This is a genomic window from Frankia sp. AiPs1 (genome assembly GCF_023716945.1).
Classification (GTDB): Bacteria; Actinomycetota; Actinomycetes; order Frankiales; family Frankiaceae; genus Frankia.
Map to the genome: position 1 here is coordinate 1 of NZ_JAMQQF010000107.1, position 14,633 is coordinate 14,633.

Here is a 14,633-nt window from a genome sequence, read left to right on the forward strand (position 1 = left end):
GGACGGCACCCCCTCGCCGGGCGGCGCCGCGACCGACGGGTACACGCTGCGCGGTTCCGTCGCGTACGTGCTGGACGGCGCCGCGGCGGACCTGCTGCTGGTCGCCGCGGCGATCGGGGGCGCGGCGATCGGCGGCGCGGACGGGGACACGGACGGACACGGAAGCACCATCGGGCTGTTCGCCGTGAGCGCCGACGCCACGGGGCTGATCCGGCAGTCCACGCCGACGATGGACCTCACCCGCCGACAGGCCACCGTCAGTTTCAACGACGTCCCGGCCCGGCTGCTCGCCGCGGCACCGGAGGCCGCGGCCGTCCTCGCCACCACCGCGGAGACCGCCGCCGTGCTGCTGGCCGCCGAGCAGGTCGGCGCCGCCCAGTACCTGCTCGATCTCTCCGTCGAGTACGCCAGGACCCGGCTGCAGTTCGGCCGGCCGATCGGGTCGTTCCAGGCGGTCAAGCACCTGTGCGCCGACATGCTGGTGCTCGTCGAGCAGGCCCGTTCGGTGGCCTACCACGGGGCGTGGGCGCTCGACGAGGGCACCGACGACCCGCGGATCGCGGCGAGCCTCGCGCAGTCGGTGTGCTCCACGGCGTTCACGCAGGTCGCGGCGATGGCCGTCCAGGTGCACGGCGGGATCGGCTTCACCTGGGAGCATCCCGCGCACCTGTACCTCAAGCGCGCCTACACCGACGCGGCCCTGTTCGGCGGCGCCGACGTGCACCAGGAGCGGCTGGCCCAGCTCGTCCTCGACGACGCAGACGGCCGCTAGCCCACCGGCGTGGCCCACGACCCGCGCACGCATCACCGACCCGCGAACGCACCAGCGATGATCCACGTACCCACCAGCGATCTACGGCACGATGTGACGACGACAGGCGGGAGACGGCGATGAGCGCCGAGACGGCCGACGCCCTGGCGGCGGCGGGGGCTTCGCAGGATGATCGGGCGCGCGTCGAACAGGCCGCCCACGGGGTGGTCGCCGGCCTCGATCCGGCCACCGCGACGACGGCGGAGTTCCTCGGCGCCTGCTACGACGCGGGCCTGGCCTGGGTGCACTTCCCCGTCGGCTTCGGCGGCCTCGGCCTGCCCGCCGGGCTGCAGGCGGTCGCCGACGCGATCCTGGCCGCCGGCGGTCGGCCCGACCCGTTCCTGAACAACCCGATCGGCGTCGGCATGGCCGGTCCGACCCTGCACGGACATGCCGGCGAGGAGCACCGGGCCCGGCTGCTGCGCCCGCTGTACACCGGCGAGCAGATGTGGGCCCAGTTGTTCAGCGAGCCGGGCGCGGGCTCCGACCTCGCCGGGCTGTCGACCCGCGCGGTGCGCGACGGCGACGACTGGATCGTCGACGGGCAGAAGGTGTGGACGAGCCTCGCGCACCTGGCAAGCTGGGCGCTGCTGCTGGCCCGGACCGACCCGGACCTGCCCAAGCATCGCGGGCTGACGTACTTCATCGTCGACATGCACGCCCCCGGCGTCGAGGTGCGGCCGCTGCGACAGGCCACCGGCCAGGCGGAGTTCAACGAGGTCTACCTGACCGGCGTGCGCGTCCCGGACACCCAGCGCCTGGGCGACGTCGGCCAGGGCTGGAACGTCGCGATGACCACCCTGATGAACGAGCGCTCCGCGATCGGCGACTCCGCGCTGGGCCGCGGCTCCGGCACGATCGCCGACGCGCTGGAGCTGTGGCGGGACCGGCCCGACCTGCACAGCCCGGCGCTGCGGCTGCGGCTGGCCGACCTGTGGACGCAGGCCGAGGCCTACCGGCTCACCGGGGAGCGCGCCCGGGTTGCCCGCACCGCCGGGCCGCCCGGACCGGAGGCGTCCATCGGCAAGCTCGTCGGCGCCGAACTCAACCAGAAGATCTACGACTTCTGCATGGACCTGCTCGGCCCCGAAGGCACCCTCTACGACTCCTACGACGACCCCTCCGACAGTGTGCAGCGCCGGTTCCTGCGAGCTCGGGCGAACACCATCGAGGGCGGGACGTCGCAGATCCTGCGCAACGTGCTGGGCGAGCGGGTGCTCCGGCTGCCCGGCGACGTCCGCGTCGACACCGGCAAGCCGTGGCGGGAGGTCCCCCGCGGCTGACCGCTCGTCCCGGAGCCGACCGCACGGTAGCGAGTCAGGAGCCGGAGCCGCGCGGCAGGCCCGGGTGGGGCTCGCAGGGCGGGAGGGACCGCAGTCCCTTTCTGTTTCGTCCCGTCCACGCCGAAGACCTCGCCGCGCTCACACCGTCCGCGGGCACCGGTGTCGCATCGCCGTTACCCGCACGATGCGGCGAACGGGCAGGATCGGACAGGTGCGCACACGGCGGGCGTCCGAGGAGGACTGGGACGCGATCTGGCCAGTCTGGCGAGCCGTCGTGATCGAGGGCGAGACCTGCCCCTGGGAACCCGACACCGGCGAGGAGACCGCCCGAACCCTGTGGATGCTCCCGCCGCCGGCGGAGGTGCTGGTCATGGAGGAGGAGGTCGAGGCGGACGAGGCGGCGGACGGACCGCCGGGCGCGCCGGCCATCGTGGCAACCGCGCTGCTGACGCCGAGCCTGCCGGGCCTCGGCAACCACGTGGCACAGGCGATGCTGCTGGTCGATCCGAAGCGGATCGACCAGGGGGGACCTCGCGCCGGCGCCGGTCCGTACGAGGATCACGGGCCCTACGGTGGCCCGGTGTCCCCCACCCGTGGGCGTGCCGGCGGTCACTGGGAGAGCGTCAGCCGCCAGGCCGCCGAGGAAATGATCGACTACGCCACGGACCTGGGCTACCAGGCGTTGCAGGTCCACGTCGTCGCCGCCAACCCGAAGCTGGTCTCGCTGTGGCGGTCGCTGGCGTTCCGCCAGGTCGGCACGCTGCCCGCCGCGTACCGCCACCCCTGGCTCGGCAACGTCGACCTCTACGTCATGTACCGCTTCCTGCCCCCCCGCGCGCGCTGAGGCGGTCGCGACGCCGGCTCAGGCGGCGGGCGCCGGCTCAGGCGGCGGGGCCCGGGCCGCCGCCCCTCAACCGACTCAGGCGACCCAACCGACTCAGGCGGCTTGCGGGGCGGACGGGTCGAACGGTTCGGCCACCTTCCACAGCTCGTCGAAATGGTGCCGGTGGGCCTGCACGGCGTCCGCCCGCAGCACGAGTCGGGTGTTGACGATCGTCGGCGGCATGTCGGCGTCCGCGTGGGCTCCGGGCGTGACCTCGTAGCCGATGACGTCATCGAAGACGATGAAGTCGAGCAGGGCGCGGCTGGCACCGAGCGGGATCGATTCCGGGTGCAGGGTGCGCACCTCGATGCCGTGGTTGGAATGGCGGGAACACAGGTTGTGCAGGTTCTCCTCGGCCAGCACGCTCAGCCGATCCAGCACGAGGATGCGCCGGATCCGCACGCCGCGTCGTTCGGCCGCCTCGCGCTGGCATTCCAGGTAGCGATGGCCGAGGTCGCTCTCCCAGAAACCGTCGGCGAAGCCGTGCCCGCCGCCGTCGACCGAGGGCAGGCTGATGGCGTCGATGGACGTGCTGGCCTCTCGGGTCAGGCCGAGCAGCCAGTCCCGGTCCTCGCCGAAGTAGGTCGCCGTCCCGCTTCCCAGTTCGCGCAGGAACTCGGACATCCGATGGATCTCCGCATGGGCGAAATCGTAGCGCAGCCGCGGCGACTCCCCGATCGCGACCGCGTTTCGAAGGAACTGGACGACGACATCGGTGCGCATCGCCGAGGTCTCGACCAGGCTGAACAACTCGGCGATTCCGCCGATCTCCGCGAATCGGCGCTGCACGATGGATTCTATGCTTGCATGGTGCGCCTCGATCGAGGCTTCGACCAGCTTGATACGCCGCTCGAAGTCGACGAGGAACTGCACGATGAGGACGACGGACCCGACGAAGGCCGAGAACAGCAGGGCCCATTCCTTCTGCTGCCCCGTCAGGTTGGCGATCACCCAGGTAAGACCGCCGGTCAGGACGCTGATCGTCGACTTCCGCAGCACCTCGGATGTCGTACCGACCCGGATCTGGTCGTTCACGGTTCCCCCGAACCTAGCGGGCTCCATCGCCCAGGCTGGCGAGGAGCGCGAGAGCAAGCTGATCGCGAATCCAGCCGACCAGGCTTTCCCACTGGCGGGAGAAGCCGAGCCGTTGTTCGAGACCTGTCCAGACCGGAAGCAGCTCCTCGCCGATTCGCGCGCCTGGCATCCACACATGCAGCAGATGATCTATTACCGGCTTCAGCTGCGATGGCAACCGACCTCCTCCGCCTGCCCGAACCCGGCTGCCGGTGACGACATACTGGACCGTGGTGAGAAGCCAATCATGGAGAGCGAGATCCTCGCATAGTCCGACGACGCTCACAAGGTCCAACCCGGATCCATGAATACGCAGTGTGCGTACGGTTTCGTCCGCGACGACGAAACCAACGCGGCAGACGTGACCCGGCACCGGCGAACGACCAGACGTGGTGTCAGCGACGGCGGATTCTGAACGAGAGGCGGATTCGCCGACTGCGGGATGGCCGCACGGAAGAAGCGCGAACCTGAACCGCGTCCGCCGTGCCCGAAAAGGCGGCTTCTGGTCTAGAAAAGGGCTTTCCTGCGCCTGGTCGAGCAGTCGGCCGCAGACCGCCCCCAGGTCGAGGGTGCTCCCAGGGCCGTCGCCGGTCTCGGTCGACAGGAAGCCGTCGGCCAGATCGTCGACGGACAGCCGGCCACCCACCTCGATCATCCCGGGGTGGGCGAGATGGTGGGCCCAGGGCCGGCGACGCCCGGCCGACCGTGCACCGCCCAGGACGATCCGGCCGTGGGTGCTCGCCTGCACCAGCCGGCCGCTGGTCACCGAGGCTCGGCTGAGCACCGTGCCGAGGCCGTCGCGGCGGGCCCCGGAGGCGCTGGGGACGGGGCAGTGCACCCCGAGGGTCAGGTCCGGTGAGACGCAGTGGGGCACGGGCCGCGCCGAGACCCGCACCTGGGACCCGGGCCGCAAGGTCACGATCCCCGTGGCCTCCGGCTCCGTGAGCGCCCGGGAGTGGGCGAGCAGCCCGGTCCGCACCTCGCCCACGAGCACACATGACCCGGCGCCGGCCGCCGGGATGATCCCCGCGCCCCTCTCGTCCGCCCTCTGCGCCTCCCCCTGCGCCGCCATCTCAGCCGCCGAGGAAGACGTGCCCGACCCGGTCGGGCAGCTCCGCCGGCAGCGGCACGTTCTCCCGCCCGGCCCGGCGCAGGGTCTGCTCGGCCACGATCGGGTCGACGGCGACCTGGCCGAGAGTCATCCGGACCGCGTGCTCGACGGGGAGGAACTGGCCATCGAGCACGGACAGGGTGCGGTACGCGGCGAACGGGGCCGCGTGGCCCGGTAACCGGGCGATCGTCGGGAACTGCGCCCAGGTGGCCGGCAGGTCGTCCGGGTCGATGTCGACCGGGGTCGCGGCCGGTTGACCGAGGACGCGGAGCTGGCCGAGCCGGAGAAGCTGCCACACGGTGGCCAGAAACGGGCAGGACCACCGCCGGCCGGATCCCTGCTCCCGCCAGATCTCCACGTCAAGGAAGATCGAATGTCGGTGCGCCCGATTCTCCAGCGGCGGCTGCCAGGCCACGGGTGCCCGCATGGCCTGCCGGGCGCCACCGGCCGGCGATCGAACGCCGTTGCACAGCCAGCCGTTCTCGTGCGCCGGCGGCCGGTTGCCGTTGAAGCCCGCCGCCGGGTCGGCCACGATCAGACCCTCGACAAGATCGGCGAGGGAGGCGGCCGGCCGGGGCCCGGCCAGCGCAGCCGCACCGTCCATCGGCGCGGCGCAGCCCGATTCACGCGCGAGGTAGTCGATGGTCAGGCCCGCGGATCGGGCGGCCGCGATCAGCCGGGGCACCACCACGTCGGGCCCGAGCGGCGCGGCGGCGTAGTCGTCGACAAGGACGCAGGTACTTGCCCGCAGCAGGGACCGCGGGACGCGGGCGAGGTCCGCCAACTGGTCCGGGCCGGTCCATGTCGCTATCCGGCCGAAGTAGGCGGGCAGATCGACGCTGCCGTCGACCAGTTCGTCCATGTACAGGTGGCCGAGTTCGACGGACAGGTGGGACAGGGGTATCTCCACCGTCCGATCGGTGGCGCCCGTCTCCCCGACGACGACCTCCACGCCCGTCACCCCGGTCCCGCCCGTCACCCTCGTCCCACCCGTCGGCCCTCGTCCCACCCGTCGGCCCTCGTCCCGCCCGTCGGCCCTCGTCCCACCCGTCGGCCCTCGTCTCGCCCGTCACCCCACACGACCTCGCGCCAGTACGCCTGTCAGAGCCCTTCCCAGGACTCGTCGTCCAGGACGCTCTTGGCGAGGGCGTCGAGGGCCGTGCTGGTCTCCAGGTTCGCGATCCGCAGCGTCCAGACATCACTGTCGAGGATGAGCTGTTCACGCCACTGCAGGACGGGATCCAGCGGGACCGAGCCGAGCAGGACGCTGCGCCCGATTCGCTGACGCGCGGCGAGCTTCTGCAGCTCCGCGTCGGTCTCCTGCAACCAGGCCGCCTGGGTGGGCAGCAGACCGGCGAACTGGGACGAGTCCGGGTCGGGAACGGCGGTGCGGACGAACCGGACGGAGTCGTGCAGCCGGTCGCGGTGATGCCCCTTGGCCGCGCCGGTGTCCACGATGCCGTGCTCGCCGTAGGCGAGGCCCGCGGCCGCGACGATGTGCTGCCGGGTCCACCGATGGAACACCAGCCACCGGGTGACGACCGCCCGCAGGGCGGGCCGCGCGGTGACCTCGAGGACGAGTTGCAGCGCGTAGGAACGCCCGGCGCTGAGATCGACGATGACGAGTTCGAACTCCTCCGCCAGGCGCCGCAGCAGCCGCTGGCAGCGGTCCGTCATCTCGTCGTCGACCGGGAACTCGCCGCCGCCCTCATCTCCGGGCAGCAGCACCAGCCGGCCCGCGCCCGCCGGCCGGGGTCGCAGCTCGGCCCGTTCGATGTGCCGCCACAGATCCAGCTCGGCCGGTGCCGCGACCGAACCCTCCAGGTAGCTGTGCAGGCCGCGGCCACCGTCGAGGCCGCGGGTGGCCGCGTCCACGTGCAGGATCGCGCCCGCGGTCGGCGAGCCGAAGTCGAAGTCGAGATAGCAGACGTCGTTGCCCTGCAACGCGCAGCGCAGCGCCACGTTGCAGCTCGTCACCGATCGACCGGTGCCACCCTTGTCGGAGGTCGCGAAGAGGATCATTCGGGATCGCCCTGCCTGGATCGGCGCACCGCGACGAGCTCGTCGAGCTCTCCCAGCACCTCGAACAGGATCGCGATCGCCGTCCCGGGCCTGCTGTCGGCGACGGCGCGGGCCCGTTCGAGCCGCCGGCCCAGGTGGTCGAGCCGTCTGCCCACGGGGCCCACGTCGGTGGCGCCGCGCAGTAGCTCCTGGCTGTAGAGGTGATCGGCCTCGATGGCGAGGTCCTGGGCCATGACCATCAGCCGGTCGTTGCGCAGCGGCGCCGCGTTGGTCATGGTGGCCGCGACCACGAGGCACTCCATCACCCGCTCGGTGAGGTACCACGAGGGTGCCTGGTCCTCCGGCTTGAGCTGCGGGAAGGCGGCGCTCGCGTCGTCCCAGAGCCCGGCCGCGGGGCCGCCGGTCAGCCGACGCAGATGAAGATGGTCCCAGACGTCGTCGGTCAGGCGCAGCAGCCGGTCCCGCAGCTCCGTCCCGCCCGCGAGCGAGGCGACGCGGATGGTCCGCTTGAGCAGTGCCGTGGCGAAGTCGGCCACCGGCCAGACGACCTCGGGACCCCGCAGCCCGGAGGGGAGGTCCTCGGCGCCGTAGAGGTTCAGCCGCACCCCCGGGACGTGCATCTCGACCGCCGGGTCCTCCTCGAGCGCGCGGCGCGTGACACGGCCCCGGGCTGACAGCTCTTCGAGCACCCGGCCCACCCGGGCCAGGTCGAGGTCGACGGCCCGGCGCTGGACGAGCGCCTCGACCGTGACGGAGGTGACGAGCAGGCTGTAGTAGTCCGACTCGCGCCCGTCGGTCGTCCGCCAGGGAATGTCCTCCAGCGGCCAGCGCTCCCCGCCGAACCCGGCGAGGATCGACCAGTACTGCTGGGTCAGGTCCCAGCGGATCTGCAGGGCGCGCATGAACCCCTGCTGCTCCTCGGTCAGCAGGTCGAGGATGCGGGTCCGTTCGGAGAACAGATCGAGGATGCCGTCGAGCGCGACGACCGTGAAGTAGAGGAACGGTCGCCGCACGGCGACGCCGACCGGCTGGTCCAGCGGCTCGACGGTGGGCACCTCCGGCGCGTCCTTGATGACCCCCCAGGACCAGCCGCACTCGAACAGGTGCTCCTCGTTGTCGAGCTCCTCGGCGCCGCCGGAGCCGAGGGTGACCTCGGCGAGACCCGCGCGGACCTGGGCGAGCGCCTCGTGCAGCTCGGCGACGATCTTCTTGGGCGGCAGGCCGCGCTGGTTGACCGTCTGGCACAGCACGCGGCCCGCCGGGGAGTCCGGCGCGAACGCGTGCACCGTGAAGCTGCGCAGCAGGCCGACCATCGCCGCGGTGAGCCGGCGGCTGGCCATCTCCTCCAACTCGGCGATCTGGGCCAGCAGTGCCGGGCGCCGCACGACCTTCTCGAACACGTTGAGAAAACCCAGCGTCGCCAGCGAAAGGGTGATGGACATCGAGAAGGAGTCGACGACGTCGAGCCGTCGCTGCTCCGGGGTGAGCACTTCGCCTTCCACCCGCGGCTCGAAGTAGCTGCCGCCGGCAAAGACCGGTGTGTTGGCGCCAGCGGTGTACCGCTGCATGTAGGCGCGCATCGCCGTGATCAGCCGACGCGGAATCTCCACCGCGTCCCCGAGCTGGGCGAGTGCCTCACGCAGATCCCGGGCCGTCTCGTCCGGCCGGTCGAGTTTGAAGGCGGCGATCTGGGAGGCCGGATACATCAGGCACAGCAGTTGCTCGGCATCACTGGTCGAATTCGGCTCGGCCCGCCCGGCGGCCGTCCACACCCCGTCGCGGTAGGAGTAGTCGACCGTCGCCCGCCACAGTTCGAGCAGCGACTGCCGAGGTCGGATGCGCACCTTTCACCTCCGGTTCCGGGACCGCTGGCCCCGTCTCATGTGGCCCGCACCCGGCCGCAGGCCACGATCATCCCGGTGTATCCGGCCCGCAGGACGTCGCTGCCGATGCCGATCCGCTCCAGTCGCAGGTCGGTGGCCGCCGTCTCGAGAATCCGCCGGATGTAGCCCGCCTCAACGGCGACGGCCGGAAAGCGGCGCCCGCCGACGTCGTATCCGTCCGAGTTCTCCATGAATGCCGCGGCGAACGGGGCACCCGCACGCAACGCCTCGAGGAACCGCCGGACCGCGTCCTCGAACTCCTCCGGTCGCTCCGAGATGGACTCGGCGACGAAGAACATGGTGCCGACGTCCCACCCGCGCCGGGGAAGCTCGAACACGCTGCCCTGCTGCACCGACACCCGGTCGGCGAGCGTCTGGCGCGGGTCGCCCACCCGCCGGTAGCGCGACCGTGCACACAACAACTCCCAGAACGGATCCCACGAGCGCCCGTAGTCGCCGATCTCGTCCCGCAACCACGCCACGTTGCTGATGGACGGCTCGAACAGCGTGATCGTGCGACACAACGGCAGCATGGCCAGCGCCGGGTACAGGTTCGGTCCGGATCCGACATCGAGCCCGCGGGCCCCGCCAGCCGGCAGGGAGCCCGCGAAGAAGTCCCGGACCCGTTCGAGGATCTGCCGGTCGTCCGGCCGGAGGCTGCGATAGTTATGGCGCAGGTAGGAGGTCGTGTCGAACTCGTCCCAGGGGAAGTCGGCGTTACGCGGCGCGTCGACGGGGGAGGGCCGCCGCTCCAGCGCCTCCCCGTCGGCACCGCGACCGGTCGGCCGAGTACCGGGCCGGTGACGAGAATCAACCTGGGCCATCTGCGGCTCCGACATGGTATACACCTCTTGGATTCACGCTATCAAATTCCGGGCACGGCCGAAAAGGTTCGAAGGTAGCCGGGGTGGCGACCCGACCAGTTCGCACCGGTGGCGGACATCTCTGCTTCCCGTCACATCCCTCGGTCGGACGGTCCCACTCCGAACGGACGTGACGGCGACCGACACACCAGTACGCGAGGCCGGCCGCGATCCCCGGATCCGATCAGGGGGTATTTTTCCCGATTGCGCGGGCGACAGCCGCACCCACCCCCGCCTCCGGTCAACCCCACAGCTATGCCGCCCTGCTCACGGCGGGTGGTAGGCGCGATCCGCGCGGCAATCGGTAGCGATCTGTCGATGTCACTTACCCAGATGTCGGTCCTGCATTGTTGTGGAACTTCTCGGCTCGCGGACCGAGTGGGTCGCGTTGACCTCCCACCGTGGGGGACGTGGGCCTATCCCGGTCCGCGGGTTTGAGCGCCAGTTCCAGGAGTTGGCGAGGTTCGTCGGGGCCGAGGTAGTCGGCGATCTCGCCGAGCCGCACGAAGCCCAGCCGGCGGTAGAGCCGCACCGCGGCGGCGTTCTCGCCGTCCACGGTGAGCCGGACCCGATCGAGACCCTGCGCTCGCAGGCGGTCGAGGGAGGCGCCGGCGAGCCGCCGGCCGAACCCCCGGCCCCGGCTGTCCGGTTCGACCCCCAGCCCCAGGAACCAGGCCAGGCCGCGGGTCGTCGAGCGGACCGCGATGGAGTATCCGCGCATTCCGCCCGCCTGTTCCAGCACGAGCAGCTCGCCGCGATGCACGTCGAAGATCTGTCTCAGGACGAAGTAGGGATAGGCAAGATGGCCGAAGATCAGCTCGTCCAACCCGGCGAGGGCCGCCAGATCCTTTTCCTGTACCTGCCTGATGATGGTCGGGAAGGAACCCATACCCGCCTCCGGTGAGCGTGCCGCGACGCGTTGCCGTCCGCGGTCGCGGTCGCGGTCGCGGTCGCCCGTCCGACTCCATCGCGTCGACGATCCGTGTGATCCGTACGCTCCGCTCCCATCATCGTCCACAGCGCACACAGCCGCACACGATCCGCGATCCTTCACCCCGAAGTGGTGTGCCTGCCTACCAGGACCGGCGCGCATGCCCTCGGCCGGTTAACACCTCCGCACAATTATGGCGCGGATCACTTCATGAGCCGCCGGATCAGGGGCAGGGCACCCGGGGAGCCATGCCCCCAGGGAACGAGGAGCCTGCCTGTGCGTGTAAGCGCCGCGCCTGATCTGTCCTTCTCCAACATGCAGTCGACGATTGCCGTGCTGACGGTCCTGGTCGGTGCGGTCGTCGTCGCCGTCGCCGCCGCCATGCTGCTGCACCGGGTCGCGCTGCGCATCGGCCGGCATTCCCGGATCGTCGCCGACCTCGCGCACCGCGGCCGGCGGCCCGTCCGGCTGACCCTGATCCTGCTCGCGCTGCTCATCGGCCTCAATGCCACCCACGAACAGGATTGGACCCAGCCGGCAATCCACGTCTGCGACATCCTGCTGATCGCCGGGATCGGCTGGTGCGTCGCCGTCCTCGCGTTCGTCTTCGAGGAGCTCGCGCTCGCGCGCTACCGGGTCGACGTCGTCGACAACCGGCACGCCCGGCGGGTGCGCACCCAGGTCACGCTGATGCGGCGGATGACTGTCGCGATCATTTCGATCATCGCCGGTGCGTCGATGCTCATGACGATCCCGGGCGTGCGCGTCGCCGGGGCCAGCATCTTCGCCAGCGCCGGCGTCGTCGGCATCGTCGCGGGCCTCGCCGCCCAGACCTCGCTCGCCAACGTCTTCGCGGGCCTGCAGCTCGCGTTCACCGACGCCATCCGGGTCGACGACGTGGTCGTCGTCGAGGAGGAATGGGGCCGGATCGAGGAGATCACGCTGACCTACGTCGTCGTCCACATCTGGGACGACCGGCGGATGATCCTGCCGTCGACGTACTTCACCACGACGCCGTTCCAGAACTGGACCCGCAAGGAGTCCGCCGTACTCGGTGCGGTCGAGCTCGACCTCGACTGGGAGGTCCCGCTCGAGGAGATGCGCGCCGAGATGCACCGGGTCCTGGCGGCCACCGACCTGTGGGACCAGCGGGTCTGCGTGCTGCAGGTGACCGACGCCGTCGGCGACCACATCCGGATCCGGGTACTGGTCAGCGGCAAGGACGGCCCGACCACCTTCGACCTGCGCTGCCACATGCGGGAGGCGCTCGTGCTGTGGCTGCAGCGCAACCACCACCGCGCGCTGCCGCGGACCCGCATCGAGTTCGACGCCACCGCCCACCTCACCGGCCCCGCCCACCTCGCCGACGAGCGCCGCGACGAAGGCCGGTACCGCAAAGAGCAGCACAGTGGTGCCGGCCCCAACGGTGTCACCAGCCGCCAGAACGGAGCCGGCGACCGCGACGGTAGTGCCATCGGCACCCTGGTGCGCGAGCGTGAGGACCACGGCGGGATGCCGAGCGACCGGCTCCGCAAAGGCGACGGCGCCCGCCGCGACTGGGAGCCGATCACCACGATCACCCTGTCCACCCGGGACGGCGGCGGCAGCCATCGCCCCCCGACGCCCCGCACTCCCGACGGCTCGACCGGCCCGGGTCAGACCGCCGACGCCCCGGACGGCCCCCAGCCCCCGCACGCCGACGCCGCCGACGACGCGCGGCTGTTCTCCGGCGCGAGCGCGGACGCCGCCCAGCGGGCCCGCGACTTCAGCGAGACCACCGACCACGCGCCCGACCCGGACCACCACGGCGACGACGCCCGCGACGACCCAAGCCCCGACAAGCGGTCCACGCGGGATCCGAACTCCACCGGCGACACCGCCACTCCTCGCGACACCACCATCAGCGACACCACCGCCGGCGACCGCGAACCCCGGCGCCAGGACCGGTAGCGCCGTCCCGCATCCGGCGGGTGGCGTCCAGCACCCGGGGACGTGCATGATCGACCAGTCGGCTGCAGCCGGGGCCGGTGGCGCGGTTCCGCGGAACACCAAGATCGACGAAGGTCGCGCCGGGCGGTCTCGGACAGCGTGACGCGGTTCCGCGGAACCTCCCGGAAGGGAAGGACGTACCCGCAGACGGCCAATAGGTTGGCGGCATGATCGGCGATCTGTTCACTGGAACCGCTGCGTACTACGCTCGCCACCGACCTGGCTACCCGCAGGCATTCCTGACAGAGGTCGCGCGGCGATTCTCCCTCGCCGGGACAGGCCGACTCCTCGATCTCGGCTGCGGGCCGTATGGGCCGCTCGTTCCACTGGATGGACCGGGACCGTGTGCTGGCAACGCTCGCCGACATGATCACGCCGACTGGCGGCCTTGTCATCGTCAATGACAACTGCCTCGTCCGTCCCGTGACTGACTGGCAGCGGGCGATCGAGGAGATCCAGGCGAGGTTTCTCGGGACCGTGCGCCGGGCTGGCAGCGGCGTCTTCGTGCCACCCACAGAGTCCTATGAGCTCGTCCTCGGCGGATCTCGTTTCCGGCAGGCGGAACGGATCGTCTACGAGTTCGAGCGGCAGTGGACGCTCGACCAGGTCGTCGGCTACCTGTACTCGACGTCGTTCCCGATCAGGCGACTCCTGGGAGACCGGCGAGCCTCCTTCGAGAAGGAGATCACCGAAACGCTGCGCGCATGCTGCCCGGACGGCAGGTTCGTGGAACCGGTCCACCTGGCGGCGATCTTCGCCCTGCCGCCCACCTGACACCGCCGGCCAGCCCGTCAGTCGATACTCCACGACCCGGAACAGCGAAAAGCCGCCGGGGCGGGTGCCGGCGGCGAAGTCTGGTGCGGGTTGGCGCGGGAGGGTCCTTGGGGAACGGACCCGGTGGCGGGGGCGGCGGGCGAGGTCGGCGCGGGGCGGGCTTTGGCCCGCGCCGACCTCGCGGCCGTCGGCTTCTCGGCAGTCCCGGAGATCACCGATGGGTGTCGCCGTGACCGACGGTCAGTTCGGTCACCGGCGGGCGTAGCGGCGGCTGCGACCACGCGACCGGCTGTTGCTGTGGCCACCGACGTTGCGCCAGATCAGCAGCACCAGGATGGCACCGATGATGGAGCCGATGATCCCGGACGGCTGGAGCGCGCCCTCACCGACATCCTTGTTGAACAGAACGTAGCCGAGGAAGCCGCCGACGAAAGAACCGATGATGCCCACGACAATGGTGCCGAGAATGCCGATCGGATCAGGTCCGGGCAGCACCACGCGAGCGACGGCGCCAGCGACCAGACCGAGCAGAATCATGACGACGACGAATGTGACCATTTTATTCTCCCTGCCGAGGTGGTTGAGTCATCTGTCCCCGCACCCGATCGGCATAAACACCGGTATGCGCGCTCTTTTCCGGTCCGGCGGGAACAGACCGGAGGAAGAGGACGGGGACGACGACCCAACCACCCCGGACAGGCGGTGCTCAGTCGGCGCTGCGGCGGCGGCGCCGACGGGCTCGGCGGACCAGCAGCACCAGCGCGGTGCCGGCGAGTACGCCACCGGTGGCCCGCGGGTTGTTCCGGGCCCGCTGGCCGGCGGAACGGGCCGCCTTGCCGCTGGTGGCGAGGGTCTTCTCGGCCGTGGCGTTCACCTGCGGGTGCTGGGCGAGCCGCTCCCGCACGGTGCCGACGGCCCGGTCGCGCGCGCCGATCGTCCGCTCCGTCGCGGCGGCCAGCCGGGGGTTCTCGGCGACCTTCTCCCGCACGGTCCCGGCGGCCTTCTCCGC

The 14,633-nt window shown here is 71.1% G+C and carries 13 protein-coding genes and 1 pseudogene; 5 read left to right on the top strand and 9 right to left on the bottom strand.

What is annotated here, in order from left to right:
- The 3 genes from ND748_RS12625 to ND748_RS12635 all read left to right on the top strand — a co-directional run.
- Positions 1-772 (top strand): acyl-CoA dehydrogenase family protein (locus ND748_RS12625; RefSeq protein WP_251745985.1); only part of this gene is annotated, 772 nt, incomplete at its 5' end.
- A gap of 119 nt (positions 773-891) precedes the next feature.
- Positions 892-2,094 (top strand): acyl-CoA dehydrogenase family protein, encoded by a 1,203-nt coding sequence (locus ND748_RS12630; protein ID WP_251745986.1) that lies wholly within the window; start codon positions 892-894, stop codon positions 2,092-2,094.
- 211 nt (positions 2,095-2,305) lie between these two features.
- Complete coding sequence (locus ND748_RS12635) at positions 2,306-2,938, top strand: acetyltransferase (RefSeq protein ID WP_251745987.1); 633 nt, start codon at positions 2,306-2,308, stop codon at positions 2,936-2,938.
- Positions 2,939-3,031: 93 nt separating this feature from the next.
- On the opposite strand, the gene ND748_RS12640 is transcribed toward ND748_RS12635, so the two are convergent.
- The 7 genes from ND748_RS12640 to ND748_RS12670 all read right to left on the bottom strand — a co-directional run bounded on the left by ND748_RS12640 (position 3,032) and on the right by ND748_RS12670 (position 10,819).
- Complete coding sequence (locus ND748_RS12640) at positions 3,032-4,012, bottom strand: hypothetical protein (protein WP_251745988.1); 981 nt, start codon at positions 4,010-4,012, stop codon at positions 3,032-3,034.
- Positions 4,013-4,025: 13 nt separating this feature from the next.
- Positions 4,026-5,123: an SCO2521 family protein gene (locus ND748_RS12645; protein ID WP_251745989.1), complete on the bottom strand. Its 1,098-nt coding sequence runs from the start codon at positions 5,121-5,123 to the stop codon at positions 4,026-4,028.
- Position 5,124: 1 nt separating this feature from the next.
- Positions 5,125-6,141 (bottom strand): SCO2522 family protein, encoded by a 1,017-nt coding sequence (locus tag ND748_RS12650; RefSeq protein ID WP_251745990.1) that lies wholly within the window; start codon positions 6,139-6,141, stop codon positions 5,125-5,127.
- 122 nt (positions 6,142-6,263) lie between these two features.
- A complete protein-coding gene (locus tag ND748_RS12655; RefSeq protein WP_251745991.1) occupies positions 6,264-7,184 on the bottom strand; it encodes an SCO2523 family variant P-loop protein in 921 nt (306 codons plus the stop codon).
- Positions 7,181-9,028 (bottom strand): SCO2524 family protein, encoded by a 1,848-nt coding sequence (locus ND748_RS12660; protein ID WP_251745992.1) that lies wholly within the window; start codon positions 9,026-9,028, stop codon positions 7,181-7,183. The genes ND748_RS12655 and ND748_RS12660 overlap by 4 nt, the downstream gene beginning before the upstream one ends.
- Before the next feature lie 35 nt (positions 9,029-9,063).
- A complete protein-coding gene (locus ND748_RS12665) occupies positions 9,064-9,906 on the bottom strand; it encodes an SCO2525 family SAM-dependent methyltransferase (RefSeq protein ID WP_251745993.1) in 843 nt (280 codons plus the stop codon).
- A 349-nt stretch (positions 9,907-10,255) separates the two neighbouring features.
- Entirely contained in the window at positions 10,256-10,819 is a 564-nt protein-coding gene (locus ND748_RS12670; protein WP_251745994.1) for an N-acetyltransferase, read from the bottom strand.
- A gap of 318 nt (positions 10,820-11,137) precedes the next feature.
- On the opposite strand from ND748_RS12670, the gene ND748_RS12675 reads away from it, so the two are divergent.
- Both ND748_RS12675 and ND748_RS12680 read left to right on the top strand, forming a co-directional pair.
- The gene (locus ND748_RS12675; protein WP_251745995.1) at positions 11,138-12,811 is read left to right on the top strand and encodes a mechanosensitive ion channel family protein; all 1,674 of its coding nucleotides are present in this window, start codon (positions 11,138-11,140) and stop codon (positions 12,809-12,811) included.
- Between the two features lie 369 nt (positions 12,812-13,180).
- Positions 13,181-13,624: a hypothetical protein gene (locus ND748_RS12680; RefSeq protein WP_251745996.1), complete on the top strand. Its 444-nt coding sequence runs from the start codon at positions 13,181-13,183 to the stop codon at positions 13,622-13,624.
- A gap of 249 nt (positions 13,625-13,873) precedes the next feature.
- On the opposite strand, the gene ND748_RS12685 is transcribed toward ND748_RS12680, so the two are convergent.
- Positions 13,874-14,182: a GlsB/YeaQ/YmgE family stress response membrane protein gene (locus ND748_RS12685; protein WP_044885693.1), complete on the bottom strand. Its 309-nt coding sequence runs from the start codon at positions 14,180-14,182 to the stop codon at positions 13,874-13,876.
- Positions 14,183-14,330: 148 nt separating this feature from the next.
- Positions 14,331-14,633, bottom strand: a pseudogene (locus tag ND748_RS12690) (hypothetical protein); the annotation flags it as partial.

Coding starts and splice junctions, on each gene's coding strand:
- ND748_RS12630 (WP_251745986.1), top strand. CDS start 892: ATGAGCGCCGAGACGGCCGACGCCCTGGCGGCGGCGGGGGCTTCGCAG.
- ND748_RS12645 (WP_251745989.1), bottom strand. CDS start 5,123: ATGGCGGCGCAGGGGGAGGCGCAGAGGGCGGACGAGAGGGGCGCGGGG.
- ND748_RS12655 (WP_251745991.1), bottom strand. CDS start 7,184: ATGATCCTCTTCGCGACCTCCGACAAGGGTGGCACCGGTCGATCGGTG.
- ND748_RS12665 (WP_251745993.1), bottom strand. CDS start 9,906: ATGTCGGAGCCGCAGATGGCCCAGGTTGATTCTCGTCACCGGCCCGGT.
- ND748_RS12670 (WP_251745994.1), bottom strand. CDS start 10,819: ATGGGTTCCTTCCCGACCATCATCAGGCAGGTACAGGAAAAGGATCTG.
- ND748_RS12680 (WP_251745996.1), top strand. CDS start 13,181: ATGGACCGGGACCGTGTGCTGGCAACGCTCGCCGACATGATCACGCCG.
- ND748_RS12685 (WP_044885693.1), bottom strand. CDS start 14,182: ATGGTCACATTCGTCGTCGTCATGATTCTGCTCGGTCTGGTCGCTGGC.